Origin of the sequence: Pseudomonas sp., assembly GCF_049300855.1 — a bacterium.
Lineage (GTDB): Bacteria > Pseudomonadota > Gammaproteobacteria > Pseudomonadales > Pseudomonadaceae > Aquipseudomonas.
In genome coordinates this window covers 26,261-53,114 of sequence record NZ_JBAQKH010000032.1, presented here as the reverse complement: position 1 = coordinate 53,114, position 26,854 = coordinate 26,261, and the positions used below count along the sequence as shown (strand labels likewise).

General features: G+C 60.5%; 22 protein-coding genes. 9 read left to right on the top strand and 13 right to left on the bottom strand.

All coding sequences use genetic code 11. The features are described 5' to 3' along the window. Positions 1 to 32: 32 nt before the first annotated feature. The 4 genes from WA225_RS19260 to WA225_RS19245 form a co-directional block, all read right to left on the bottom strand. Positions 33 to 2,429 carry an acyl-CoA reductase gene (locus WA225_RS19260; RefSeq protein WP_422609164.1) on the bottom strand — a complete coding sequence of 799 codons (2,397 nt, stop codon included), beginning with the start codon at positions 2,427 to 2,429 and terminating at the stop codon, positions 33 to 35. Between the two features lies 1 nt (position 2,430). After that, positions 2,431 to 3,561, bottom strand: coding sequence for an acyl-protein synthase (locus WA225_RS19255; RefSeq protein ID WP_422609163.1), 1,131 nt, complete (start codon positions 3,559 to 3,561; stop codon positions 2,431 to 2,433). Between the two features lie 11 nt (positions 3,562 to 3,572). Further along, positions 3,573 to 4,820, bottom strand: a complete 1,248-nt coding sequence (locus WA225_RS19250; RefSeq protein ID WP_422609162.1) for an MFS transporter — start codon at positions 4,818 to 4,820, stop codon at positions 3,573 to 3,575. Between the two features lie 275 nt (positions 4,821 to 5,095). Further along, positions 5,096 to 5,236, bottom strand: a complete 141-nt coding sequence (locus WA225_RS19245) for a hypothetical protein (RefSeq protein WP_007918111.1) — start codon at positions 5,234 to 5,236, stop codon at positions 5,096 to 5,098. A gap of 157 nt (positions 5,237 to 5,393) precedes the next feature. Here WA225_RS19245 and WA225_RS19240 point away from each other — a divergent pair, with 157 nt between their 5' ends. After that, positions 5,394 to 5,582, top strand: coding sequence for a hypothetical protein (locus tag WA225_RS19240; protein WP_064118226.1), 189 nt, complete (start codon positions 5,394 to 5,396; stop codon positions 5,580 to 5,582). 18 nt (positions 5,583 to 5,600) lie between these two features. Here the strand turns inward: WA225_RS19240 and WA225_RS19235 are convergent, their stop codons facing one another. Further along, positions 5,601 to 5,978 (bottom strand): fe2+ zn2+ uptake regulation protein, encoded by a 378-nt coding sequence (locus WA225_RS19235; RefSeq protein ID WP_422609161.1) that lies wholly within the window; start codon positions 5,976 to 5,978, stop codon positions 5,601 to 5,603. Between the two features lie 244 nt (positions 5,979 to 6,222). On the opposite strand from WA225_RS19235, the gene WA225_RS19230 reads away from it, so the two are divergent. Then, complete coding sequence (locus WA225_RS19230) at positions 6,223 to 8,571, top strand: acylase (protein ID WP_422609160.1); 2,349 nt, start codon at positions 6,223 to 6,225, stop codon at positions 8,569 to 8,571. Between the two features lie 54 nt (positions 8,572 to 8,625). Here the strand turns inward: WA225_RS19230 and WA225_RS19225 are convergent, their stop codons facing one another. Beyond that, complete coding sequence (locus WA225_RS19225) at positions 8,626 to 9,627, bottom strand: FecR family protein (protein WP_422609159.1); 1,002 nt, start codon at positions 9,625 to 9,627, stop codon at positions 8,626 to 8,628. 152 nt (positions 9,628 to 9,779) lie between these two features. Here WA225_RS19225 and WA225_RS19220 point away from each other — a divergent pair, with 152 nt between their 5' ends. Beyond that, entirely contained in the window at positions 9,780 to 10,049 is a 270-nt protein-coding gene (locus tag WA225_RS19220) for a PepSY domain-containing protein (protein ID WP_422609158.1), read from the top strand. Positions 10,050 to 10,116: 67 nt separating this feature from the next. On the opposite strand, the gene WA225_RS19215 is transcribed toward WA225_RS19220, so the two are convergent. Beyond that, positions 10,117 to 14,958, bottom strand: coding sequence for a dermonecrotic toxin domain-containing protein (locus WA225_RS19215; protein ID WP_422609157.1), 4,842 nt, complete (start codon positions 14,956 to 14,958; stop codon positions 10,117 to 10,119). A 236-nt stretch (positions 14,959 to 15,194) separates the two neighbouring features. Here WA225_RS19215 and WA225_RS19210 point away from each other — a divergent pair, with 236 nt between their 5' ends. Beyond that, positions 15,195 to 16,235 carry an Ldh family oxidoreductase gene (locus WA225_RS19210; RefSeq protein WP_422609156.1) on the top strand — a complete coding sequence of 347 codons (1,041 nt, stop codon included), beginning with the start codon at positions 15,195 to 15,197 and terminating at the stop codon, positions 16,233 to 16,235. A gap of 182 nt (positions 16,236 to 16,417) precedes the next feature. On the opposite strand, the gene WA225_RS19205 is transcribed toward WA225_RS19210, so the two are convergent. Next, positions 16,418 to 16,735, bottom strand: a complete 318-nt coding sequence (locus WA225_RS19205; protein ID WP_016982860.1) for a DUF883 family protein — start codon at positions 16,733 to 16,735, stop codon at positions 16,418 to 16,420. 154 nt (positions 16,736 to 16,889) lie between these two features. Here WA225_RS19205 and WA225_RS19200 point away from each other — a divergent pair, with 154 nt between their 5' ends. Then, the gene (locus WA225_RS19200) at positions 16,890 to 17,144 is read left to right on the top strand and encodes a hypothetical protein (protein WP_038363082.1); all 255 of its coding nucleotides are present in this window, start codon (positions 16,890 to 16,892) and stop codon (positions 17,142 to 17,144) included. Positions 17,145 to 17,150: 6 nt separating this feature from the next. Here the strand turns inward: WA225_RS19200 and WA225_RS19195 are convergent, their stop codons facing one another. Further along, the gene (locus WA225_RS19195; protein ID WP_422609155.1) at positions 17,151 to 18,059 is read right to left on the bottom strand and encodes a LysR family transcriptional regulator; all 909 of its coding nucleotides are present in this window, start codon (positions 18,057 to 18,059) and stop codon (positions 17,151 to 17,153) included. An 84-nt stretch (positions 18,060 to 18,143) separates the two neighbouring features. On the opposite strand from WA225_RS19195, the gene WA225_RS19190 reads away from it, so the two are divergent. Next, positions 18,144 to 19,067: a carbon-nitrogen hydrolase family protein gene (locus tag WA225_RS19190; protein ID WP_422609154.1), complete on the top strand. Its 924-nt coding sequence runs from the start codon at positions 18,144 to 18,146 to the stop codon at positions 19,065 to 19,067. Between the two features lie 62 nt (positions 19,068 to 19,129). Here WA225_RS19190 and WA225_RS19185 read toward each other — a convergent pair whose 3' ends face one another. The 3 genes from WA225_RS19185 to WA225_RS19175 form a co-directional block, all read right to left on the bottom strand. Next, positions 19,130 to 19,603, bottom strand: a complete 474-nt coding sequence (locus WA225_RS19185) for an LEA type 2 family protein (RefSeq protein ID WP_422609153.1) — start codon at positions 19,601 to 19,603, stop codon at positions 19,130 to 19,132. A gap of 67 nt (positions 19,604 to 19,670) precedes the next feature. Further along, positions 19,671 to 21,137 carry a nucleobase:cation symporter-2 family protein gene (locus WA225_RS19180; RefSeq protein WP_422609152.1) on the bottom strand — a complete coding sequence of 489 codons (1,467 nt, stop codon included), beginning with the start codon at positions 21,135 to 21,137 and terminating at the stop codon, positions 19,671 to 19,673. A gap of 132 nt (positions 21,138 to 21,269) precedes the next feature. Then, positions 21,270 to 22,163, bottom strand: coding sequence for a LysR family transcriptional regulator (locus WA225_RS19175; protein WP_422609151.1), 894 nt, complete (start codon positions 22,161 to 22,163; stop codon positions 21,270 to 21,272). 99 nt (positions 22,164 to 22,262) lie between these two features. Here WA225_RS19175 and WA225_RS19170 point away from each other — a divergent pair, with 99 nt between their 5' ends. Both WA225_RS19170 and speB read left to right on the top strand, forming a co-directional pair. After that, the gene (locus WA225_RS19170; protein ID WP_422609150.1) at positions 22,263 to 23,354 is read left to right on the top strand and encodes a polyamine ABC transporter substrate-binding protein; all 1,092 of its coding nucleotides are present in this window, start codon (positions 22,263 to 22,265) and stop codon (positions 23,352 to 23,354) included. Positions 23,355 to 23,370: 16 nt separating this feature from the next. Next, complete coding sequence (speB, locus tag WA225_RS19165) at positions 23,371 to 24,330, top strand: agmatinase (RefSeq protein WP_422609149.1); 960 nt, start codon at positions 23,371 to 23,373, stop codon at positions 24,328 to 24,330. A 154-nt stretch (positions 24,331 to 24,484) separates the two neighbouring features. Here the strand turns inward: speB and WA225_RS19160 are convergent, their stop codons facing one another. Next, positions 24,485 to 25,537: an aldo/keto reductase gene (locus WA225_RS19160; RefSeq protein ID WP_422609148.1), complete on the bottom strand. Its 1,053-nt coding sequence runs from the start codon at positions 25,535 to 25,537 to the stop codon at positions 24,485 to 24,487. 192 nt (positions 25,538 to 25,729) lie between these two features. Here WA225_RS19160 and zapE point away from each other — a divergent pair, with 192 nt between their 5' ends. After that, a complete protein-coding gene (gene zapE, locus WA225_RS19155) occupies positions 25,730 to 26,848 on the top strand; it encodes a cell division protein ZapE (protein ID WP_422609147.1) in 1,119 nt (372 codons plus the stop codon). The last annotated feature ends 6 nt before the right edge of the window (positions 26,849 to 26,854 follow it).

The window sequence follows — 26,854 nt, the reverse complement described above, 5'->3', positions numbered from 1 at the left end:
TTATTGGTGCCGGCCGTGACCCATGTTGGTCGTTAACGGCGCGCATCGATCACTGGCGGTGTCTTGCCACTGTGTCTGTTTCGCACGAAATGCTGCGGATCGCAGGTTCGTGCCTGTAGGGCGAGAAGCCCGTTTCGCACTAGCGTGGCTAGCGTCGAATAACCCTGGAGACGGCTGAGAATGTCTGCGGGGTCGCCGGGGCTGCGGACCAGCAGGCGTTCGAGGCCGTCAGGGGCGTGATCGACGTACAGCTGAAACGGCGCTTGCAGGTGCCTGGCCAGTTCGTCCCGGCAAATGAAATCGCTGCCGATGCGCAGCAATCCGCCGTGCCGTTGCAGCAGTTCGAAACGCGGCGAACTCAGCCCGCACGCGCAGTCGCCGGACAGCCATCGGCCGGTGTCTCCGACGTCATAACGCTGTACGCGCTGACCCTCACGTGCCTTGGCGGTGAACAGCAAACGGCCGACTTCATCGTCAACGACCGGCACGTCTTGCTCCAGAGCAACGATTTCCAGATGCTGGATGCTGTCCATCAGGTGAAACACACCATCGGCGCTGGCGGCGCAGGCATGCCCGCATGGCCCGGCGTCGACACTGCCGTACACCGCCGAGCGGATGCTGGTGACGCCACAGCGCTGCAGTAATTGGCGACATTGATCACTGATGTGCTCACCGCCGAGGAAGACTTTTTCAATCACGCCGTCATTGCTCAGACGCTGCTGTTCATTGAGGAACAATCGATACAGGGTGCTCGGCATGCCGATCAGGACGGTCACGCGTTGCTCGATGATCACTTGCGCTATGTCGCGGTAATCGTCGTCCGTCGGCGCCCCCATGGGCATGTGCGTTGCCCCCAGCAATTCGAGCACTTTGGCAAAACTGAAGAAGCCGCCGTACAAGCCGCCACTGAAGAACAGGTTCATCACCTTGTCGCGGCCCGGATCGAGACCCGCGGCGAACAGACCATCAGCCGTCGCGCGCATTTGTCGTTGAAAATCACGGTAACTGAAGCCCGACAACGCCGGTGTACCGCTGCTGCCGCCGGAGCGGAAAAACAACTGCGCGGCCGCTGTCGCCGGCTGCGCGATAAACGTTGCCTTGTCAGTGAGCGGCAGGCCCGCCGGGGGCAGTGCGCGAGGTGGCCGGTCGAGGGTCATGTGCGTGGGCAACTGCGTCGGCGCCAGGCTGACCGACACGCGCCGGCTCAGGCGTTGCAGCGCGTAAACACCATCGTGGGGCTCGCCGGCGTAGCCGTCATGAATCGCATTGATCGGTGCAATGCGGCTGACGCCTGCCGCGATCAGCGCGCGCGACAGTTCTGCGACGTGCAGGTCGCCGCACACCAGCGCGCAACTTTGTAATACGTTGCGCCACGGCAGCAGGGTTTGCGTCAGTTGCGCCCGTGGCAGCGGTTTGAGCAGCAACGTGCGAAACAGCGGCGAGGGCGTGAGCGACTGATCATGGCTCCAGATCACCCGCCAGCCCGGCGCGCTCCAGACTTGCCCGGTGTTGCCGGAAAAACTCGTGGCCAGGCGCGTCATCAGGGTGTGGGTGGTGATTTCGCTGGCTTCGTGAATCGTCGGTATCAAGGCTGGCCATTGCCTGGCGCGGCGCTCGAATGCCTCGGCCAAAGCGCCGCCGATGGCTTGCAGCGTCGCAGGGTCGTCGCTGTCGACCAACAACCATTGCGGACTGGAGCAGGCTTGTTGATCCAGTCGGCAGACCTCATCGACGATCGCCTCCAGTGCCGGCGACGAGGCAGCGTCCGGCGTCAGGTAGGCAAAACTGATGCGCTGTCCCCAGTCAATCCAGCGACAGCCGGGCGGCAATTGTTGGCGGATGGCTTGCAGCGCCGTATCGCCACCCCACGCCGAGACGCCATTGGCCATTTCGCACAAACGGCCGATCTGCCCGGTCGCCACTGGAAGCACGGCGACGTAATGGCGCAGTTGCCCGCTGGGGTCGCATTGCACCAATGCGTGGAGCAGACGCGCTGTCAGGCCTTGGTCGCTGCGGCTGGGGCGCAGCCAGTTGATGTTGCCGGCCAGCAGGCTCTCGAGCATGGCGCAGCAGGCCAGCAGCGGCGCGTTGGCCGGTGTCACGTGAACCACCAGACCCAAGGGGCTCCAGCGCTCAAAGCGCGATTGCCGGTAATCGACCCGTCGCAGCGATTCAGCGTGATCGCCCAGTTCGCGCTCCAGCTTGGTTTGCAGGGCGTGTGGCTGGCAGAACTCGATCAATGCCTGGCGTTGCTCGTCATCCAGCGCCAGCTCGGCGCTGTGCAGTTGCTGCGCAAAGTTTGCCGCGGCTGTCAGCACCGTGGCGCTGTGCAGCGGCGTGTTCAGGTATAGCGGCAACGTCTGACGCAACTGCGCCAGTGCTGGGTCGAGACCGAACCCGGCGTGCAGTTCTCCGTTGATCAAGTACATATCAGTGCCTCCCGATCAATTCGGACGCCGCCATCGCACAGCTCCTGCCGGCCGTGGTGCCCGCGCGGCCGTGCAGTTCGAACCAGTCACCGGCAAGGCCACAACCACAACTTGCACCGGGATGCAGCGTCGCCAGGTCGCTCATGACCACCGCGTGTGCCGGACTGGACGAAATATAGGGCGAGACGAACCCCAGCAAACCTTGCTGGCCATAGGGCTGAACGGAAAAATCCTGCGGACTGCGCACGTAAGCTCTGGCGTAAACCGGGACATGAAAATGATGCTGGGCACATTCGATGTAGGGCACCGCATGCTCGACCGCACCATAGCCGTCTCGACAACGCGACGCTTCGATACCCAGTTGCCGGGTGATGCGTGCGTACAAGTGTTGTTTTGGAATCTCCTCGCTGGCCCGGGTTTTCCAGCCGCCGCCGAAAAACACCAGCGACTCGGCAGGCAGCTTCAGCTCAGGCACGCCCGTGGCTTGCATGTGTTGCAGGGTCTGCCAGAGGAACGCCGGGAAACCGAAAATGCGCACGGGCAGGCCTTCTTCGGCGAACGATTGCAGCGCCGTGATCACCCCGAACACATCGAATTGATGGCCGTCGCCGTTGCTGCGCAATGCGTAGGCGACGCGGTTGACGGGGGCGAAACGGCAAAGGAATTGATCGGTGTACGACGTTCCCAGCGTGATCGCACCTTGCGGTTCGTAGCTCAGCAGCAGGTAGTTGCACGGCGTGTGCGCTGAGTACCAGCCGTAATGGCTGAATATCCGCTCGACCATGAACTGCGCGCCCGAGAGGCTGCGCAGGTCGTAGCGCATACGGCTTTTCTGGCCACGGGTGCCGGACGATGTCAGCTCCAGAGCGTTCTCCCCGGTCGGACTGAGCAACAGTTGCTGTTTGAAAAAACTGGCCAGAATCGGCGGCAGTCGAGACCAGTCTTCGAGGCTGTCCAGGGTCTGCACATCAATACCGTTGGCGCTGAGCCAATGTTCGTAGCCCGGGGTGTGCTGGCAATGAAACCGGCTGATCTCGGCCATGGCCCGATCGAACAGGCCCGCAGGCACGGAAGCCGGGCAATAGGGGTGCGGCAACGCGCAGAGCGCATCGCTGGCGGGGAAGTGGTTCATTCAATAATCCTTTATCGAGTAGAAGTGCCATCGGGTTTTTTGCCTTGCAAAAGTCCCGGTAACAGCGGCAGGCACATCAGGCCGCCGAGGGCGGCGAAGAGAGCGAAGTGTTCGAGGCGTGCACCACCGCCGATCAAGGCAATGAGCGAACCGCCGAGGCCCATTACAGCCATCGAAATCATCCCGGCCAGCGCCGAGACCAGGCCTTTGCTGTCATCGCTGGCAAACAGCGCCAGGCGATACAGGGCCGCGTTGCTCATGCCCAGCCCGATTGCGGACAGCGCGAGACTGGCCACCACCGCGCCGAGGCTGGCGCCTGACAGCGCGCAGCCGATCAGCGCCAGCAGACCCAGGCAGAAGGGCCAGAGCGCCAGGCAAATCAGTTGCGGCAAGGAATGTGTGGGCAGCAAACGGTCAAGAATCAGATTGCCAGTAATGACCGCTGAGAAAATCGGAATCTGCCACAACGCGTACTCCAGCGGCGTGAGCCCCAGCAACTGGATCAGCAGCAACGGTGACAGGCCGATCCAGGCGATCAGTGGCAGACTCATCAGCCCCAGCGCGAAGCTGGCGGCAAGGAACCGGCCATTGCCCATCAGGCTGCGGTAGCGCTGTCCGGTCTGGCGCCAGGAAAAGCGCACCGCGTTTTGTTTATGCCCGTCGCGGCGGATGACGCCGACCGTTTCCGGCATGCACAGAAAAAGCCCCAGCCAGACCAGAGAAGCGACAAGGCCCAGGCCCAGAAACAGTTCACGCCATGACAGCCACTGCAACAAGGCAATGCCCAGAAGCGGCCCAACCAGCGGCGACAACAGGGCAATGTTGCCGAGCAGGGCCATCAGGCGCACGGCATCGGCCTCGCAGAACACCTCCTGAAGCGCCGGATAGCTGACCGCAATCACAAAACCCAGGCCCATGCCTTGCAGCAATCGCAGCACATTGAAGGCCTCAATGCTTTGCGTGGCGAATGCTCCTGTGCAGGCCACGGCAAACACTGCGCAACCGATCAACATCAGGCGCCGACGCCCCCATTGATCGGACAGCGGACCGATCAGCCATTGCAGGCAGACGCCACCCAGCAAATAAAGATTGAAGGCGTAGGGAACATGCCGCACGTCGGCCCGAAGTTCTGTTGTGACACTCAACATCGCCGGCATGATCAAGTCGCTGGCCAGATACGTGAGTAGTTCAAAAGCGCTGATGGAAAAACAAAATCCGAGTACGTGTCGTGGGCCGATTTTTATAAGTGTTCTCTGCATAAACATCCCTGTTTGTGAATGAAAGGAAGTTGGCAGAGCCTAGTTGCAGAGCCTCGCGTGACCTATTGTTTTGCTGCGACATTAGATTTCAAATGCTTGCAACTTGTTTACTCATTGCACTTGCTGCCCGAGACCCGTTACAACGCTGCAGCGAACGCTGGCGGCGAAAACAGAAAAGCCCGCAACAGGGCGGGCTTTGTTTGAAGTTGATCGGACTTGTGAATGTTCAGCCTCGACCCGTTAATGGCCAGGCGAGCGGGGCGAACAATCCGCTTTTAACGATGTTGGTAATAACCCGGACCGCCCTGATAGTAACGATGGTGGTCGTCATGCCAGCCACCGTGGGGGAAGATGATGCAGCCACTCAGGGTCAGCAGGGCAAGAACGGGAATCAGCCAGGTGATTCGACGCAGCATTTCAAAAATCCTCATGGTTACGCCGTCATGAAGCCAAAACTCTTCAGCGGCTGTAATATGAGACCCCGTTTGCCGCGCCGCATCCCCGTAAAACGGTAAGCGCATGGCATGCAATCGGATACAAACCGGATACATTCCAAAGATTCAGGAAACCGCAATGACCCACAAGCAACGCTTGATATATTCGATTCTGATCGCCGTGTCGGTACTGGCCATCATGCTGGGCCTGTCGTGGCTGCAGAACGCCGGGAAGATCGATGAAAAGACCTTCCAGTACATCGCCATCGGTGTGGCAGTGGTTGTGGTGGTGATCAACGGCGTGATGCGCCGCAAGGTCAAGCCTTGACGGCGATCGCGGCACGTTTCAATCGTTGTTGAGGACGGCCGCAGCCTGTGGATGCAGGCTGTAGCTCTTGTCTGCGTTGAAGGTGATGACACCTTCGGCGCACAGCCGCTTGAGCACTTCGCGCACGCTGAGAAACGACAGCGGAATGTCCAGATCCAGCAATTGGCTGTGGACACCGCGCACACCCAGCCGGCGGTCGGTTTGCGCCGCCAGGAGCAGGGCATCAATGACCTTCAGACGGATCAGGCTGGTGCGCAGCCCGAAACTTTTCAGCAGCAACCGGATGCGTTCGTTGCCGTGACGCTCGCCGCGTTGCCCGAAATCGCTCGCGTGGGGGCTCATCGAAGCTCCTTGTTGCGCCTGGCTACCGTCCGTTGGTAGTTGCGAGTTGTACATGCGATTACTCCTTTTCAGAGCCTGATCAGGAAGGGTTATTTTGCTCTCTCTAAACAAGACGTATCAGCCCGACAAATCATGAAAGAAAAAATGTAGAAAATTTGTCGGCAATTCGTCTTTTCCTTGTAATCCGGGCTCAGTCCGGCGACTTCACCGGCTAAATTTTTTTCTTCGGCTTCGTTTCTTGATCAGGCTCACTGCGCGCGACGCGTGGGCGTTCTTCGCATTTCGATCAGGAGCGAGCGTGACTATTTCCAGGCAATTAACCGGACTGGCCGTTGCCAGCATGTTTTTCGGGCTGAGTCTGTCGGCCCATGCGCTGGCCCCGTCCACTGCCTCGGCTAGCGCCGATATTCGCCGCACTGCGTTTGGCGTGCCGCACATTCGGGCAGAAAACGAGCGGGGTCTGGGTTTCGGCATTGGCTATGCCTACGCGCAGGACAACCTGTGCCTGTTGGCCAACGAAATAGTGACGGTCAACGGCGAGCGCTCGCGCTATTTCGGTCCGGAGCAATTGACGGTTGAACAGCGCGAAAACCGCGTCAGCGATGTGTTCTTTACCTGGCTCAACACCCCTGAGGCGGTGGCCGCGTTCTGGCAAGCCCAGCCGGCCCCGGTGCGCGATCTGGTCGAGGGCTATGCCGCCGGTTACAACCGGTATCTTGCCGAGCGCCGTCAGCAGGGCTTGCCACAGCAATGCCAGGGCGAGTGGGTGCGCGATATTGCCCCGCAGGATCTGGTCAAGCTCACGCGCCGTCTGCTGGTCGAAGGTGGCGTTGGCCAGTTCGCCGAGGCGTTGGCCGGCGCGACACCGCCACAGGCAACCGCCGCGATCGCGCACGATGCGCAGGCCTACCGTCTGGCGGATGCACGCCAGCAACGCTTTGCCCTTGATCGTGGCAGCAACGCCGTGGCGGTGGGCAGCGAGCGCTCGTTCAATGGCCGCGGCATGCTGTTGGCCAACCCGCACTTCCCGTGGGTCGGCGGCATGCGTTTTTATCAAATGCACCTGACCATTCCCGGCAAGCTCGATGTGATGGGCGCCGCGTTGCCGGGCCTGCCGATGATCAACATCGGTTTCAACCAGCACCTGGCCTGGACCCACACCGTCGATTCGTCGAAACACTTCACCTTGTATCGCCTGCAACTGGACCCGAAGGATTCGACGCGCTACTTGCTCGATGGCAAGTCGCTGCCGCTGCACAAGCAGTCTGTGACCGTGCAGGTCAAGCAGGCGGACGGGCAGGTGGTGGCGGTGTCGCGTGACATCTACAGCTCGCAGTTCGGGCCGATTGTGCAATGGCCGGGCAAGCTCGACTGGGACAGGCAATACGCTTATAGCCTGCGCGATGCCAACCTGGACAATGATCGGGTGCTGCAGCAGTGGTATGCGATGAATCAGGCCACCACGCTTGAGCAACTGCAGGATTCGGTGCACAAGATTCAGGGCATCCCGTGGGTCAACACGTTGGCCGTCGATGACAAAGGGCAGACGCTGTACATGAACCTGTCGGTGGTGCCGAACGTCAGCGCGGACAAACTGGCCAAGTGCAGCGATCCACGCGTCGGCACGCAAATGATCGTCCTCGACGGTTCCAACAGCGCCTGCGCCTGGGACATCGACCCGAAGGCTGCGCAGAAGGGCATTTATGCGGCCAGCCAACTGCCGCAACTGCTGCGCAAGGATTTCGTGCAGCATTCCAACGATTCCGCGTGGCTGGCCAACCCGGCGCAACCGCTGACCGGTTTCTCGCCACTGATCAGTCAGGAGGGCCAGCCGCTGGGCTTGCGTTCACGGTTTGCGCTGGATCGTCTGGGCAGCCTGAGCAAAAAAGGTCCGCTGGCGGTGAAGGATCTGCAACAGATGGTCATGGACGATCAGGTGTATCTGGCGACGCAGGTGGTGCCGGATCTGCTGAAGTTCTGTGCCGGTGACCTCGGTACCGATGCGCAAGCGCTGAAACCGGTGTGTGCCAGCCTCAAGGCGTGGGATGGCCGGGCCAATCTCGATTCGGGGCTGGGCCTGGTGCACTTCCAGAACATCATGCAGGCATTGCAACAATCCCCGGATAGCTGGCGCGTCGCGTTCGATCCAAAGGATGCGCAACACACTCCGCGCGGGTTGGCGGTCGAGCAACCTGCGGTCGCCAACGCCGTGCGCGCAGCGATGCTGGCCTCAGTCGCCACGGCTGACAAAATGGGTCTCAAGCCAGACATGCGCTGGGGTGATATCCAGGTGGTCAGCAGCGGTGGCCAGCAGACCCCGATTCACGGCGGGCCGGGGACCTTGGGCATCTACAATGCGATTCAAAGTGTGCCGCGCGAGGACGGCAAACTGGAAGTGGTCGGCGGCACGAGTTACCTGCAAGTCGTGACGTTCGACGAGAAAGGGCCGCATGCGCAGGGGCTGTTGGCGTTCTCGCTGTCCAGCGATCCTGAGTCAAAATACTCGCGCGATCAGACCCAGGCGTTCTCGAAGAAGCAATGGAGCGTGCTGCCGTTTACCGAACAGCAGATCAAGGCTGATCCGCAATATCAGGTGCAGACCGTCGGCGAAGCGCTGGACAAGAGCGGTAAAGTGGCCGTGCAGTAAAGGCTGGGATTACCGGGTAAACATGAAGGCCGCGCTCCTCAAAGAGCGCGGCCTTCAGCTTTTTGGCGGTTGCTGCGGGAGCGAGTTGATCACCGGGTTGCCTTCCTTGTTGCGCGTCAGGTAAACCGGCAACACTTTGGGCAGCGCACTGGGCAGGTTGTGCAGCTCTTTGATGTTGTAGATGCCACCTACGCGGATCAGGCCGGTGCCGCTGTCGGCCAGCATCAACGGGGTGTTGAGGTAGCGGTTGATCAAAGGCAGGGCGTCGTTGAGCGCCAGGTTATCCAGCACCAGTTTGCCGTTGCGCCAGCTCAGTGAGGTGTCGCCCGGGTAGGTCTGGCTGATTTGCGGCATGTAGTCGCCTTGCTTGTAACGGGCCTGCATGGATGGCCCGAGACGCAAGCCGTCGCCGGGCAGTGCCGTGTTGCTGCTGACCAGTACCGAGCCTTCGATCAGATTGACCCGCACCTGATCTTCATACAGCCAGACATTGAATCGCGTACCGGTGACGCGGATCTTGCCTTCGCCGGCGCGCACCACAAACGGATGCGTCATGTCGTGGCTGACGGTGAAGAAGGCTTCACCTTTTTTCAGCGTGACACGGCGTTCGTCTTTGTAGTTGCTGAAGGTCAGCTCGGTATTGAGGTTCAGTTCGAGTTGACTGCCATCACTCAGGGTCACCTGACGGACATTGTCGGTGGCGGCGAAATGCTCATAGCTGTTGGGCAACCAGCCAAGATTCCAGCCTGCGACCGCCGCCAGCGGCAGTGCCAGGGCGCAGCCACCCGCGGCTAGCGCGTAGCGTCGCCATGACCGCGAAGGCTGGCCAAGCGGCACCATCCCAGCGACTTCGGGCCGTGGCAGGTGTTCGGCAACCTCCCAGATCTCCAGCATCGCTTCATATTCGAAAGCATGCAGGGGATGCGCGTCGTGCCACTGTTCGAAGTCGCGACGCTCTTGATCCGTACAGTCGACGGCGTGCAGACGCATGCACCAATGCGCGGCGGCATCGGTAATCGCATCGTATTCGGCTTCCGAGAGAGTGTCTTGGGTCATTGACTCGTCCTGATTTCGCACATTCTAACCTTTGCAGGAAGTTGCCGAGAACCTGTGTCATGGCAATTACCCATCAAAGTGGAACTTATTTTGCTCTCAGGCGCCCAAAAAACAGGACGCGAATGACTACTATCCACAAATGGAGTGAAAAAATGATCAAAAAGACGTTCACAGCGCTGATTATCTCTGCAGGTTTGCTCAGCGCCGGCGCGGCCATGGCGGACAAGCCGGGTGCAGGCTGGGTCACCATTGAGAAAGCCATCGAAATCGTCAAGACCAAGGCCGGCTACGTCGAGGTTTACGAGATCGAAGCGGACAACAACGGTTACTGGAAAGGCGAGGGGCGCAAGGCCGATGGTGTGGTCTATGAATTCCGCATCGACGGCGCCTCGGGCAACGTGCTGCGTGATCAGAAAGACTGATCGCGCAACACCACGGCTATCGGCCAACACAGCGCAGGTTCAGACCTGCGCTTTTTTTTGCCTGTGCTCAAGGAATCGGCACCGGATCCAGCGTTCGGCCCATCTCGCAAATCAGGCGGGCGATGGAGTCTGCGTTGTGCAAAATCACATCGATGCGCGCCCCCGGCGATTGCGGATCAAGGAACGCATTTCGTGCATCGTCCAGGGTCGGGCTACCGGTCAATGCGAGAATTTCCTGGCTGAGCTGCCTGGTAGCGGCAACCGTCTCGAAGCCGACGTACGATCCCCTGCGTTTGCTCCAGCGTGCAAACAGCTCCTGGCGTGGCGTACTGAGCGACAGTGCCGTGGACTGAAATACCTCCAGTTGGTGCCTGACGGTCAGTCCGTAGAGCGTGATGGTCGTAATCAGATCGGCAAAGGGGCGGCGTGACTCCAGCGAAGCGAAATCTTCGGCTTTGGAGAATTGGTGGGCGAATTCGTGGATCAGCGTCGCGGCACGAGCATGGCCATCGATGTCGAAGGCTTGAGCGAGAAACGATTTGTACCAATCCAGCTGAGGATTGAAAAAATGCTCGGTGAAATGCACCATTTTTCGATGGTCGTTGTTCAGCACGAACGCAATCACCGATGAAATAAGGGCATTGGAACCCACCACGAAACGTTCGGTGTCGATCAAATCATCGTTGGGGTCCACCAATGCCTGGCAGATCGGCACAATCGCAGTCTTGAGTTTGGCCAGTAATCCGGCATCGACAAAGGGCACGCCGAAAAAGACCTTGAGAAAGCCGTCCAGCCGTGTGCCTGGAACATTGGCTTTCAACTGCGCCAGATTATGCAGGCAGTTGAAGGCATAGAAGCGCGCGAGGTCGATCGTCTGCTGGATCATTCGGGCCTTGGCGGGATAAATTCGCCGAATCTCCTGCATGCCGATCGCTTCGATGTTGAGCATGGTCCTGCGACTCTGTTCAGTGTCGAAGTGCTGGTAGAGTTTCGAAATCGCTTTGCCGTAGTGAACCGCGTGGCGATCGGGCGCCAGTACCAGCCGCGCGCCACTCTGGCGCAGCGAGGGCCCGGGTTGTTCATCCTTGACGATCTGCCACACCGCCCCCGGTTGTTCGACGCGATGAACCTTGCCGTCGATAGCGGCGTAGGTGTGCTTGCTGAGCGGATCCGTGTAGGTGCCATTTTTCGAGTCGCGCTTGAGGTCCTCAAGCGCCACGTCGGTTGCCTCCAGGCCCTGCAGTTCAGTGCGCAGCGGTGAGGTCGGCTGGATCCGCGACCAATCCGCTACAACCCGCGGCGCGGGGTTCGCCGCTGTGTCGCTGCCGGTGTCGGTGGCGTCAGGTGGGGCGGGCGTCGTGGCCGGCGTTTCGGCACGGGCTTCAAGCCACTCAGGCGTTCCCTCCCGCGTGGCCAGACGCCCCAGACTGATCATCTGCACCGCCCCGGCAATAAATGACTTCAGGGCTTGCGACCAATGATGATCCTGCAGGTTTTCCGCCGAATCCTTGAAGGCTTTGTACGCCTCCCACAGAAACGTGACGTAGGAGATTTTGCCCGGCAGCAGACCCGAGATCAGGTTGATGCCATGGCTGAACAGGTTTTTCGCCGCCTCCCAATCGGCCTGAGCGTTGCTCTCTGGCTGACAGCCCAATAATTGCGGCAGCAATTTGAGGTTGTCAGCGAAAAAACGCTGTAACAGGTTGCCGCTGATGGTGCTGCCCGCCAGTTTCATTTCACTGCTTTCGCCGGCGCTCGCCTGGAACAGCCCGCGAAACACCGATTGCTGGTCCAGTGGCAAGCGGCGAATCAGCAGGTCCTGAAAACTGCCCGGGGTGTTCACGGCCGCGATCACGCTGGCCTCGTCGGCAAATTCGCGAAACAGCTGTTCGGCATAGGGCGCATACAGCACCAGCGGCCCCTGATGGCCACTGCCCGGGCCGACCAAATACAAACCCAAGGTCTCGACCGCGGTTGAGCCTGCTGTCTTGATCAATGACAACGGGTAGGCAATGGCATGGGCGCCGGCGACGGTTGCGCGCGCGATGCCGTCGGGAATGTCCAGCACTTGCAGGAGATAGTCGAACGCGCTGCTCGACAGTTTTTGCTGCAACTGCAAGCCGTGGGCGTGTTGCAGCAACTGCCAGGGCGTCTGCCGCAGAAAACGTTGCTTGCGCTCTTTGGCTTCGGCATGCCCTTCGGACAATGCGGCGATAATTTTCTGCGCGAAGGTCGTGGGGATGGCCAGTGACAGCAACAGTTGGCGCACCGCGCTCTGGTCGAGGCCGTCCGGCAGTTTCTTATGGGTTCTGGAGGCCACGGTGAACCCGGTGCCCTGGGCGATGTTGACATGGTTGAGGGCAAATTCGGGCAGCGTCCGCGGCGGGCCGGCGAGCGCCAGATTGGGCGTGATCTGGATGTCCCCGGGGTCGAGTGCACTGCCTTTGAAGCGTGCGTCGAGCAGCGACTTCAAGGTCTCGGTCACATAGTCGCCCAGCGAGGGCAGGCCGCTGAGATAGTCTTTGTGATCAATCACGCTGTGGCGCCACTGCTCAAGCAATTCGAGGTGCAGTTGCTGCTCCGCCACGGGCGCCATGCCCAGCCAGGCCGGCAGAGACTGTTGCTGCCTGACCGCTTGCGCCAGGTTGATGGTGCGCAGCAGATTGGTATCGATCGCCGTTCTTTTCTCCGTCGTCAGCGCTGCGGTCAGCGCGGTCTGGCCTTTCAGGCGCTGACGAATCGCGTGGCAGCGCGCGAGGAAATGCTCGATGGCTGACTGCATGCGATCGTCCAGCACATGGCCTTCAATCAGACGCAGTGCGCCCAAGGTGTATGCCTGATGATGTTGCCGTTCGCCCGGCAGCAGATTTTCCAGCAGTGACAGGCGCCCGACGCTGTCCTTGAGGCGCAGCCCCAGCGCTCGACGTGCCGCCGCGATGCTGGTAAATACCTCCAGCCCCAGTGCGGGCGTCCATAAAATCACTCTTCCCGAATGAGTGTCGTCGAGGCCGCCACGTTCGGTGAGCAGAACGCAATTGGCCAGGGAAAGCGCTTTCTTTGCCCCCGGGCTTTGGAGCGTGAGTGACCAGGCATCGGGGCGGAAGCCATTGAGCGAACGCCGATTGTCGCGGCTGGCCTGGTCGGCATGAAACACGGTGGTGACGATCGCTCGTTCAGCGGCGTTGAGTGAGCCGCTGAGCTGGCGCAATTCGGCTTCGTGGGTCACGCCGAGAAACAGCGAATGCGCCAGACGGGACTTCATGTTTTCGAGGTAACGACGTTGCTCCGGGACCTTGTCGGTCGGTTGACCTCTGAATGAGCTCGTCAGCAAGGCGTCGATGTCATTGCACGAACGCTCGATCTCTTCGGCTTTATGCGCCAGCACCGCGGAAGGTTGTTGCACACCCGCGAGCACTGGCCGGGTGGACCAACGCTCACCGGCGTCGAGTTGCAACAACCGCTCATGAACCATGGCGCGAATATCCAGAGCCTTGTCGAACAGGGCGTGGATGTCGACCGCGCCATCGCTGTGCCGGAAAACCTGCAAGGCATACTCGATGTTCTGCCGCTGCTTGGTGATGATCGCCTCGAACAGCACTGTGAAAATCTCGCCGCCAATGGTCTCGCCGGTCACGTGAGGGCGGTCGAAACCAACAAAGCGTTTACGTTCTTCAAGACTCAATAAACCGTAGAATTCGTCCTGATGACCGGACGCACGAAACTTGCTCAGCACGGTATCTTTCAGGTCTTTGTAGTCCTTGAGGACTTGCAGCCCCTGAGTCGGGGTGTACAGGCAGGCATCGCTGTGGCTGATCATCAAGCTACCGGCCAGCTCGACATAATTGGCCTGGTATTCCCACAAGCGCACGTTCTCGAGGGTGGGCCGACGGGTCGGCAAGGTGTCGTATCGAATCATCTGGTGCAACACGGCGAACTGGCTGGCGTCGATGATGCCGGCTTCTCGCTTGAGCATCAGCTCCGCGCGGGCCTGTTCCTGCAACACCTCGGCGAACAACACGCGACGCGGCGATCCTGCGGCGGCGGGCTCGGCCCAGTACCGTTCCATCTCGCTGAACAACGACACGCGCAGTGTGTCCGAGGCCTGTTTGAGTGTGGCTTCCCAAACGTCCTGATCGCCGGAGGTCGGTAGCTGTTCAGGGTTGGCAAACTCGTGCAGTTGTTTAACCGGCCAGGTTCGATGGCGGTACAGCGTCAACAAGGCTTCAGCCAGGGTGATTGAATCGTGCCATTGTCTGGCGTGTGTCGAGTCTGCGGCGTGCGTGTAAAAATTCACCCGGGTTTGCCCCTGTTGAAGCCCGGGCAAACGGCTTTTCAACAAATCATCGAGGATCTTTTCCAGCAACGAGGTCAACGCCGGCAATTGCTTCAGCTCGGCCAGCAGCGCTTCGGCGTTCAGTTGCTGGCAGGCCTGAATCGCGGCTTTCTGGTGTTCGAAAATATCGCCCTGAATGGTTTCGTACGTCAGGGTCAGCGTGCTCTGTTCGGTGAGCTGCCGACGCTGCGCCAGTGCGAGAAAGGCGAGCAGTTGATCGTCTTCCACAGCCTTGCTCAAACGAACCTTGAGCAGTGTCTTGAGGGTTTCCAGGCTTTCGTATTTTTTCAGGCCATCGTAAGGGGTGTAGAGGAAGGCCGGTTTATCTTCGCTGCTACCACCGAGGATGAAACTGCCGGCCAGGTTAATGGCGGGCTGCGTATCGACACTGATCCGAATGGTTTGCGCGACCATCGGTGGGCTTTGCACGTTGCGCAGCGCGTGGGTAACCAGTTTTACATGTGCCAGCCAGTTGAAATCGCTGTCGGCCAGCGAGTGAGCTTTGCCCAGCGTCTTCCACAGGCCGGGGGAATTGAGGGTTTCGGGAAACAGCAATGGCGCAATGGGCACAGGCATCTTCGAGTCTCGGTAAGGCGCGTTGCGGCGCGAAATTAAGGCTCAAGGCTAGGGCGAGGGCGCGCGGGGCAGGTGGTAGATAGTTACCGCAGGCGCCCGGTAAAGCTGTGACGCTGCGGGGTTCTGCGCGCACTGCAGAATCGAAAGGTTGACAGCCGGCGGGTCGGCCATGGTTAATCGGTTGGCCGTTTGTTCGTACGCTGTTGTTCCCTCCAATAATCATTCTGGAGCTTCAGATGTCTGCGCCACACGATCATGTCTCTGCTGCTGTCTCGCCCGCGCTGTCGCTCGACGCGTTGAAGCAATTGCTCGAAACGATTTTTCTGCGCCACGGTACGTCCGCCGAAGTAGCGCAAGTGTTGGCCACCAATTGCGCCAATGCCGAGCGCGATGGCGCACACAGCCACGGTGTCTTTCGCATTCCCGGTTACGTGTCCACCCTGAAAAGCGGTTGGGTCAATGGCCATGCCGTGCCGCAGGTTGAAGATGTTGCGCCGGGTTTTGTCCGCGTCGATGCCGGCAACGGTTTCGCCCAGCCCGCGCTGGCCGCCGCCCGCTCACTGTTGGTGGAGAAGGCGCGCAATGCCGGCATCGCCGTGTTGGCGATTCGCAATTCGCACCACTTCGCGGCCCTGTGGCCCGATGTCGAACCGTTCGCCGAGGAAGGGCTGGTGGCGCTCAGTGTGGTCAACAGCATGACCTGCGTGGTGCCGCATGGTGCCGACCGGCCGCTGTTCGGCACCAACCCGATTGCCTTTGCCGCGCCACGGGCCGGTGCGGCGCCAATCGTGTTCGATCTGGCGACCAGTGCCATTGCCCATGGCGATGTGCAAATCGCCGCCCGCAAGGGTGAAAAACTGCCGGCGGGGATCGGCGTCGACAGCCTCGGTCAACCGACCCAGGACCCGAAAGCCATTCTGGAAGGTGGCGCGTTGTTGCCGTTCGGTGGGCACAAGGGTTCGGCGCTGTCGATGATGGTGGAGTTATTGGCGGCGGCGTTGACCGGCGGCAATTTCTCCTTCGAGTTTGACTGGTCGAACCACCCCGGGGCGAAAACCCCGTGGACCGGGCAGTTGCTGATCGTGATCGATCCGAGCAAGGCCGCCGGGCAGAGTTTTGCCGAGCGCAGTGAAGAGCTGGTGCGACAGATGCACGGGGTCGGACTCAAGCGGCTGCCGGGGGATCGTCGGCATTGGCAGCGCAGCAAATCGCAGGCTGAAGGCATCGTGCTGGATGCGTCGACACTGGCGAGTTTGCGTGAGCTCGCGGGTGTATGAATCAAAAGCCCCTCACCCTAACCCTCTCCCGGAGGGCGAGGGGACTGATTGAGGTGAATCGGCGAGGTGCGTCGACGTGAAAGATTGAGCTGAACTCAGGTTTGAAAGCTTAACGCTGTGCGAACCTTGCAGGCATGAAAAAGGCGAACCCACCGGGTTCGCCTTTTTTTTGCGCGCCTGACTCAGCGACGGCCGAGCAACAAGCCGACCACCAGACCGAAACCGGCCGAAATCGCCACGGTCTGCCACGGGTGGCCACCGATGTAGCTTTCGGTCGCATCAACCGCCGGTTTGGTGCGATCGCGAACACTCGACACCGAGTCGAGCGCCTGTTGCAGTTTCAGGGCGATTTGTCCGCGCAAGGTTTCCGCTTCCTCACCGACCAGTGAGGCGCTGCTCTTGAGCAGTTTGTCCGACTCTTCGATCAGAGCCTGAAGTTCGCTGAAGGCTTGATCCTTGATTTGGTCTTCGGCGGCTTGCACGGCGGATTTCCGGGCCATTGGGTGACTCCTTGCAGTTGAATGGACAGTGAACAATGGAGTGTGGCGCTTGCTGAAAAGTTGCACTGAATTTAGGCCAGAAAGAAAAACCTGCGCCGGAGATTTCCGTCGAGCGTGTAAGATGTCGCCATTTTACGCAGCAGGATAATTCCCCATGAGTTTCAATCTGGCCGACAAATCCCTCGCAGAGCGCGCCGCGCTGGAAGACGAGAAATCCCGTCTGTTCGAACTCTGGCAGAACAATCTGGGCAAAGCCAAAGGCGAAGCCGCGCGGTTGTTCGGCGAGCGTGCCAAGCGCAAGGGCAAATGGGCCGAGTGGGTTCGTGCGGAACTGGACGGCATGTCGCCGCCGGAATTTGCCAACATGGTGCGCAGTGAAGTCAATCGCCTGATGGCCGCCAACAAGTAACCCCCCTCAGGTGAACGTCTCGGCAATCGCTTCGCGCACCTTGACCACCAGCGGATCGATCTGCGTGCTGGTGCGCCAGCCCAGTTCGATCGGGTAGCGCGGCAATTTCAGCGGGCAGGGCAGCAGCGCCAGGCCGCTGAGCTCAGCAATACTTTCGGCGGCGTGGGTCGGAATTGTCGCCACCGCCCGACTGCCCTTGAGCAGATACGGCAACGCGGCGAAATGCGTGGTCGAGGCGCACACTCGCCGGCTCAGGCCCAACGCCGCCAAGCCCTCATCGGTAATCCCGATAAAACCGCCGGACGACACCAGAAGGTGCTCGCGGGCGACGAACTCCTCCAGACCGATCTGTTGTTGCCCAGACGCCAGGCTTGCCGGGTCGAGCAGACAGGCGTAGCCGCCTTCGCCCAACACCTGACGGCTGAGCATGCGCTCGGCAAAACCACCGGCAGTGATCGCCAGGTCGATGCTGCGCTCCATCAATGCCCGCGCGACGATCTGACTGTGGGTCTGGCGGAAGATCAGCCGCAGTTTCGGTGCGCGGCGGGCAATTTCCTCGATCAGGCGCCGACCGTAAGCGATTTCGAAATCATCCGAGAGGCCGACCGTCACCGAGCGACCGTCGTATTGCTCGGTCGTCGGGTCGACCATGGCCAGGCTCTGCCGGCATTTGTTCAGCGCTTCGCTGACCACCGGTTTCAGTTGATTGGCCTTGAGCGTCGGCGCCAGACCGCGTCCGGTGCGTACGAACAATTGATCGCCATAGACCTCACGCAAACGCCGTAATGCGGCACTGACCGCTGATTGCGTGACGCCCAGGCGCAGGGCGGCGCGGCTGGCGCTGGATTCTTCATGCAGGGCTTCGAAGACTTTCAGCAGGTTGAGGTCGACGGTGGCGATATTCATTTGGCTCATATCATTCAGCAGTGAATGGGGCTTTATTCATGATCGCTTGGCGCCGGAGAATCAGCAACATCGGAACCTGATGGAGTAAGCGTGATGCCAAAATCAATTGTTGCTGCGTTGCAGATCGGTGCCTTGCCCGGTGGCAAGGCTGAAACCCTGGAGCAGATTCTCGGTTGGGAAAGCGCTATCCGTGAATCCGCAGCGGCGCTGGTGGTGATGCCGGAAGCCTTGCTCGGCGGCTATCCGAAAGGCGAGGGCTTCGGCACGCAGTTGGGTTATCGCTTGCCCGAGGGGCGCGAGGCCTACGCGCGTTATTTCGCCAATGCGATCGATGTGCCGGGCGCAGAAACCGAAGCACTGGCCGGCTTGTCGGCGCGCACCGGGGCCAATCTGGTCATCGGGGTGATCGAACGTGCCGGCAGCACCTTGTATTGCACGGCGCTGTATTTCGACCCGCAGGCAGGGCTTGTCGGTAAACACCGCAAACTGATGCCCACTGGCACCGAGCGGTTGATCTGGGGCAAGGGTGACGGCTCGACGTTGCCGGTGTTCGACACCCAAGTTGGCAAACTCGGCGCCGTGGTGTGCTGGGAAAACATGATGCCGCTGTTGCGCACAGCGATGTATGCCAAAGGCATCGAAGTCTGGTGCGCGCCGACCGTCGATGAGCGTGAGATGTGGCAGGTCAGCATGCGCCATATCGCCCACGAGGGCCGCTGCTTCGTGATCAGTGCCTGTCAGGTGCAGGCTTCGCCGAACGAACTGGGCGTGGAGATTGCCAATTGGCCGGCGGATCGGCCGTTGATTGCCGGCGGCAGTGTGATTGTCGGGCCGATGGGCGATGTGCTGGCGGGGCCGTTGCGCGGCGAGGCGGGCTTGCTCACGGCGCAAATTGACACCGATGAACTGGCGCGCGCACGGTATGACTACGATGTGGTCGGTCACTACGCGCGGCCGGATGTGTTTGAGCTTGCAGTGGATGAGCGCGCGAAACCGGGCGTGCGGTTCAACACATGACCCCGTTTTTATAGAGAACCCTCCCTGAATGCCTTTAATGAACGCAGCAGGCTAACGTATTTTCACCAGGTCGCGGCACTGGCCTTGGGCAGGCTGAGTTTGCCGCTGTCGACAAAACGCATGGTGCCGAACAGGCCGCCGGCGAGTTTGCCGCGCAGCACGTAAGGCAGGTTATCGAGGGTTTGCGTCTGGCTCAGGCCGAGGGTCTGGCGCAGCACCGAGAACGCCGAGATGCTGACTGGCACGCTGACAATGCTTTCGGAAAAGCGTGGGATCGAGCCGCTCTGATCGCTGACGCCCGAGGCCAGCGAATGGCCGTTGACCTCCAGATCCAGCGCGATGCCGTTGTAATCGATGGCGGTTTCGTTGGGGTTCTGCACGCGCAACTTGATGGCGAAGCGCACTTCCATGTCCTGGCTTGGCAACGGTTCGAGGCCGACCACGTTGATGTTCACCGGATCACGGTTGGGAAACAGCGCGCAGGCGCTGAGCGACAACAACAGTAACGACAGAATGACGGCTTGGACACGGCGCATAAACGGACTCTCAACAAAAAAGGGCTGAACCGTTACCGGCTCAGCCCTTTCTATCAAAGGCCAGACGTTAGCGGTTCAACTGTGCGACAGCCGCCGCTTGGGCAGGTTCACCTTTGGCTGGCATATCCGGGTTTTCCATGACTTGAAGAATAGAAGCTTCCGGGTCGAAGTCGTCTTCTTCCAGCTCGATGAATTCTTCCGGCAGGAAAATGTTCAGCACGATAGCGCACAACGCACCGACGGTGATCGGCGATTCGAAGATGTTGCGCAGCGCTTGCGGCAGTTCGCGCAGGACTTCTGGCACGGCAGCGATGCCCAGCCCCATGCCCAGCGAAATCGCCACGATCAGCATGTTGCGCCGATGCAGGCCGGCCTCGGCAAGGATCTTGATCCCGGCCACTGCTACAGTGCCGAACATCACCAGTTCGGCGCCGCCGAGTACCGGTTTCGGCATCAGTTGCAGCACCGCGCCGATCATCGGGAACAGGCCCAGCAGCACCAGCAAACCGGCGATGAAGAAGGCCACGTAACGGCTGGCCACGCCAGTGAGCTGAATCACCCCGTTGTTCTGCGCAAAGGTCACCATCGGCATGCTGTTGAACACCGCAGCCATCGCCGAGTTGAGACCGTCGGCGAGCAGGCCGGATTTGATCCGGCGAATGTACAGCGGGCCTTTGACCGGTTGCCGCGAGATCATCGAGTTGGCGGTCAAATCACCCGCAGCCTCCAGCGGCGACACGAGAAAGATCACCGCCACCGGCACGAACGCCACCCAGTCGAAGTTGAAACCGTACTTGAACGGCACCGGCACGCTGACCAGTGGCACTTCGGGCATCGAGGCGAAGTCCACCGTGCCCATCAGCCATGCCACCACGTAGCCGAGGGTCAGGCCGATGACGATCGCGCCGAGGCGCAGGAACGGCACATCAACGCGGTTCAACACGACGATGGTGCCGATCACCAGTGCTGCCAGAAACACATGGCTGGCAGCGCCCAGATCAGGCGCACCAAAACCGCCGGCGATGTCGGTCATCGCCACTTTGATCAGCGACAGGCCCATCAAGGTGATGATGGTGCCGGTGACCACCGGGGTGATCAGCATGCGCAATTTGCCGATGAACTGGCTCAGCACCACTTCGATGAAGGCGGCGAAAAAGCACACGCCGAAGATCGTCGAGAGGATTTCATCGGTGCCGCCACCGCGTGCCTTGACCATGAAACCGGCGCTGAGAATCACGCTGATAAAGGAAAAACTGGTGCCTTGCAGGCACAGCAATCCCGAACCTATCGGGCCGAAGCGCTTGGCCTGAACGAAGGTGCCGAGGCCGGAAACGAACAGTGCCATGCTGATCAGGTACGGAATTTCACTTTGCAGGCCGAGGGCGCCGCCCATGATCAGGGTCGGGGTGATGATGCCGACGAAGCTTGCCAGCACGTGTTGCAGCGCGGCGAATACGGTGGCGGTGAGATGCGGACGGTCGTTGAGGCCGTAGATCAGGTCGTTGTTGCGCGGGGCTTTTTCAGAGGCGGTCATGGTGGTTTGCGTGCCGCAAGGCGGGGCCGGGTCAGAAAATGGAGGCGCAGGATGCCGGAAGAGGGCGGCGAGGGCAACGAGCAATAATTGCCTGAAAGGTCAGGTTTTTCAGGTGTCGGGCGTTAAATCGTTTCATGCAAATGCGCTGAGCAGATCCTCTTCAAAGGCTTTTTGCGCATCCCCCGGGACCTGCGCCCGGTGCCGGGCCAGATGAAACGCCACCTCGAAACTCAGCACGCCCTCACGCACGGTGCGCAGCAAACCTTTGTCCTGCCAGCTGCGCGCATAGTGATCCGGCAGATAACCGACATGTTTGCCGGACAAAATGAAGGCGAGGGTGCCTTCGACCTGTTCCGACCGCGCCGAACAGACTTTGCCTTGAAACGGCTCGTCACTGCGCAAAAACCGGTAGGGGTGATCGACCCGGTCACAGGCCTCCAGAGCCGCATCGTCGGGCGTCTCATCAGTGAACAGCGGATGGCCCGGCGCACAATACAAATGCTGGGTTTCGCTGAATAGCTGGCGGTAGTCGAACGCGCTCTGCACCTGCGAGAAATAACCGATCGCCAGATCCAGGCGCTGTTGCAGCAGCAGGCGTTCCATTTCCCCGGGCATCGCGCTGATCAGCTCGATGCGCACCGATTCATCGCGCTCACGAAAGCGCCGGATCGCGGCGGCGACGCGTTGCAGCACCGATTGATCGACCGCCTCGGAAATGCCCAGACGCACTTCGCCGATCAGGCGTCCGGCGACGCCGTTGGATTGATGGCGAAAGGTTTCGATCGACTCAAACAACGTGCGCACCGCGATCAACAACTGCTCACCCTTGGGCGTGACGCTGAAGCCGCCCTTGCCGCGGCTGCACAGTCGGTAACCCAAACGGGTTTCCAGCTTGGCCATCTGCTGGCTGATGCTCGACTGACTCAGGCCCAGCTCGCCTTGCGCGGCACTGAAGCCGCCGGACTCGACCACGCGGACAAACAGGCGCAGCAACTGCAAATCGACATCGTGGAGCTGACCCAACATCACATTACTCCCGGATAAAGTCAGGATAACTATTCGGCAATTTTTCTAATGTATCCGGCGGCGCATCCTGATACCACTTCCTCCGGTCAGGTGTTCGTCATGGCTCCCGTGTTCAAGCTGTGTTTCCCCGCGCTGCTGTTGTCCGTGGCTCTCCAGGCTCAGGCCGAAGACAAAACCCTCAACCTCTACAGCTGGGCTGATTACGTGCCGCCGCAAACCCTGCAGCGTTTTGAGCAGGAGACCGGTATTCATGTGCGTTACGACACCTTTGATACTTCCGAGGTGCTGGAAACCAAGTTACTCACCGGCGGCAGTGGCTATGACGTGGTGGTGCCGTCGTCCAGCGTGTTGGCCCGTGGCCTGGCGGCTGGCGCCCTGCAAGACATCGCGCACGAGGGGCTCAAGGGCTACGCCAATCTGGATCCGGATTTGCTGGCAAAACTCGCGGCGGTCGACCCCGGCAATCGTTATGGCGTGCCCTACACGTGGGGCACGCTAGGCCTGGGGATGAACGTCGAGGCGGTGCAACAGCGTCTGCCGGGCGTTGCGCTGAACAGTCTCGATTTGCTGTTCAAGCCCGAATACGCCAGCAAGCTCAAGGATTGCGGCATCGCGATTCTGGATTCGCCGCAGGAGGTTATCGGTCTGGCCCTGCATTACCTCGGAAAAGATCCCTACAGCACGGACAAAAACGACCTGGCCGCCGCCGAAGCGTTGTTGCAGAAGCTCCAGCCGTCGGTGCTCTACGTGGCCACGGGCCGGCAGATCAATGACCTGGCCAGCGGCAACGTGTGCCTGGCGCTGACCTATAACGGCGATGCGAGCATGGCCGCTGATCAGGCGCACAAGGCCAACAAACCCTTCGAAGTGGCGTATCGCATCCCCAAGGAAGGCACGCTGGTGTGGCAAGACAATCTGGCCATCCCCAAGGATGCGCCGCACCCCGAAGCCGCGCGGGCGTTCATCGAATTCATGCTGCGCCCGGACTCGGTGGCCGAGCTGACCAACACGCTGTTTTTTGCCACCGCCAACCAGGCCGCGACGCCATTGGTGGATGAAGCCGTGCGCAACGATCCCGACATCTATCCACCCAACGAGGTGCGCGCGCGGCTCTATGCCGATCGCAGCATGAGCCTCAAGGACATGCGTCAGCGCACGCGTTTGTGGACCACTTTCCGTAGCCATCAATAACAACAGGAGCACCACGATGGATGTGCCCATGCAAAACGACCAGGCCCTGACCCGTGACAGCCTTTACGGCACCGCCGCCGAAAGCACCTACGCCGGGATCACCAGTTTCATGCGCAGGCGTTACAGCCGCGATTTGCGCGGCGTCGATGTCGCGGTCAGCGGCGTGCCGTTCGACACCGCGACCAGCAACCGCCCGGGCGCACGCTTCGGGCCACGCGGGATTCGCGCCGCATCCACCGGGATCGCCTGGGAACGCCACTGGCCGTGGACGTTCGACCCGTTCGATCATCTGGCGGTGATTGATTACGGCGACTGCGATTTCGATTACGGCTCGCCGCAGAGCATCCCGGAAAGTATCGAAGCCCACGCCGAGCACATTCTCAATGCCGGCAGCGCGATGCTCACCTTTGGCGGCGATCATTTCATCAGCTACCCGCTGCTCAAGGCCCATGCGCGCAAACATGGCACGCTGTCGCTGATTCACTTCGATGCACACAGCGACACCTGGCCGGACGAGGCGGGCAAGCGGGTCGATCACGGCACCATGTTCTGGCACGCAGCGCGCGAAGGGCTGGTCGATCCGGCGCGTTCGGTGCAGATCGGTCTGCGCACCACCAATGACGATCACATGGGTTTCCAGGTGCTGGATGCGCGGCAGGTCCATCGGCGGGGCTGTGAGGCGATTGTCGAAACGATTCGCGCGCGGGTGGGTGATAACCCGGTGTATCTGACGTTCGACATTGATTGCCTGGATCCGGCGTTTGCACCCGGAACCGGAACGCCTGTCTGCGGCGGTTTGAGCACCGTACAAGCGCTGGAAATTCTCGGTGGTTTGCGTGGGATCAATCTGGTCGGGATGGACGTGGTGGAAGTCGCCCCAGCCTACGACCACGCCGAGGTCACCTCGCTGGCCGCTGCCACACTGGCGATGGAAATGCTCTGCCTGTACGCCGCCAGACACAAAGTCGATATTTAATCAGCACAACATAATCCCTGTGGGAGCGAGCTTGCTCGCGAAGGCGTCAATTCAGGCGCCTTCGCTGTTGAATGACAGACCGCTTTCGCGAGCAAGCTCGCTCCCACATGGGTTCCTCGATCCCTTGCAGGAGCCTGCTTTCGAAGGGCTCGGGTCAGGCGACCGGGATGATCGGCAGGTCCAGCGTTTGCGGGCCGGTAAAGCGCGGTGTGGCGCTGGCAATCGTCTCGTGCGGTACGCCGGCCGGCACGACGCTGATCTCCTCAAGCCGCGCCATGTGCTGTTCGCTCAGTTGCACGTCGAGTGCGCCGAGGGTGGCATCCAGTTGTTCGCGGGTGCGCGAGCCAAGGATCGGGATCAGCGCGGTGGTCGAACGTCGGGCTTTTTCGCGTAACCAGGCGATAGCGACGTGGGTTGGGCTGGCGTTGATTTCTGCGGCTACGGCCAGCAGCGTATCGAGCAGGGCAGTTTCGCGGGCGCCTTTTTCTGCATGCACCAACATGCCGAGTTTGCTCGCACGATTATTGTCATCGCCGCCGCGATATTTGCCCGTGAGGAAGCCGCCGGCCAAAGGTGACCACAGGGTTGCCGCCAGGCCAAGTGCTTCCGCCATCGGTAGCAATTCGCGCTCGGCAGTGCGCTCGGCGAGGCTGTATTCGACTTGAATCGCTGCAATCGGCGCAAAGCCACGCAGTTCTGCCAACACGTCAGCGCGGGAAATGCGCCACGCCGGGAAGTTCGACAAACCGCCATAGTGAATCTTGCCGGCGCGCACCAGGTCATCAAAACCGCGCAGGATTTCTTCCATCGGCGTCACGCCATCGGTCACGTGGGCCCAGAACAGATCGATGTGATCGGTGTTCAGGCGTTTGAGGCTTTCCTCAACTGCGCGAACCATGTTTTTACGGCTGTTGCCGGTATGGGAAATGCCGTCGGCAGGGGTCGTGCCCATGCTGTACTTGGTGGCGATGACCAGCCGATCACGTTCTGGGGCAATGAATTCGCTGAGCATCGTTTCCGATTGGCCGCCTTGATAGCCGTTGGCGGTATCGATGAAATTGCCGCCGGCATCGAGAAAACCGTCAAAGATGCGTTTGGCTTCATCACGTTCGGCGCCATGGCCCCAGCCGGTGCCGAAATTGCCGGCGCCCAGCGCCAGTTCAGAAACACGCAGACCGGTTTTGCGGCCAAAGACTTTGTAATGCATGGCGACGCTCCAGGTAGAAAAAGTGGCAGGAGTAAAATTACGAGCAACATATTTGATCAATATGATGTCGGTAATATTCAGCGTCAAGCGCCTGGTTACTCAGCGGTCACTCGAGCTGGTTGGCGAGGTGACGAAGGGGGCGGTTGCCGATCCTGATCTTGTCGCAGTACCAGTCGTGGCATACTGCCGCGCATGACTTTCGACTCCCCCCTCAGTGCCTGGCAGCACGCCATCGAACACAAGGGTTTCATCCAGGATGAAGCTCAGGAACATGCCGTCTTTGCCCTGCAAAAATGCCATGAAGCCCTGCACGCCGGTGCCCGCTCGGTCACTGGCGTTTATCTGTGGGGGCCGGTCGGGCGCGGCAAGACCTGGCTGATGGACCAGTTCTATCAGAGCCTGCGGGTGCCGGCGCGGCGACAGCATTTCCACCATTTCATGGGCTGGGTGCACCAGCGCTCGTTTCAGCTCAGCGGGATTGCCGACCCGTTGCGCGCACTGGCCAAAGAGCTGGCCAGTGAAGTGCGGGTGCTGTGTTTCGATGAACTGTTCGTCAACGACATCGGTGACGCGATCATTCTCGGTCGTCTGTTTCAGGTGATGTTCGATGAAGGCGTGGTGATCGTTTGCACGTCCAACCTGCCGCCGGATGATTTGTACGCCGATGGCTTCAACCGCGACCGGTTTGTCCCGGCGATTGCCGCGATCAAGGCGCACATGCAAGTGGTCGCGGTAAACGGCGCCGAGGATCATCGGCTGCATCCGGGGGCGCTGGAGCAGCGCTACTTTGTTGCCACGCCGGGCTCGGCCAGTGCTTTACAGCAAGTCTTTGCAACGCTGACGGCGGGACAATCGGCTCACGCTGAGGCGGTGTCGGTCGGCCATCGACAGCTGAACGTGGTGCAAGCCAGCGAAACGGTACTGTGGTGTCGCTACGCCGACCTCTGCGAGCAACCCTTCGCGGCGATGGATTTCATCACGCTGTGCGACACCTACCGAGCTATTCTGTTGAGCGACGTCCCCAACCTCAGCGCACAGAAGCGCGAAGGGCGCATCGCGCGCGGTACCGAAGATGGCGCCGAACGCGTGGTCGCGGGGGATCGTGAGTTGCCGCAGTTGTCCGTTCACGACGACGGTGTGCGGCGTTTCATTGCCCTGGTCGACGAGTGCTACGACCGCAAAGTGCCGTTGTATGTCGAGGCGCAGGTGCCGATGGACGCGCTGTACACCGAGGGTTATCTGGAATTCCCGTTCCGCCGCACCCTCAGTCGTTTGCAGGAAATGCAGTTGCAGCGCTTTGCCCAAGCCTGAGTGAAG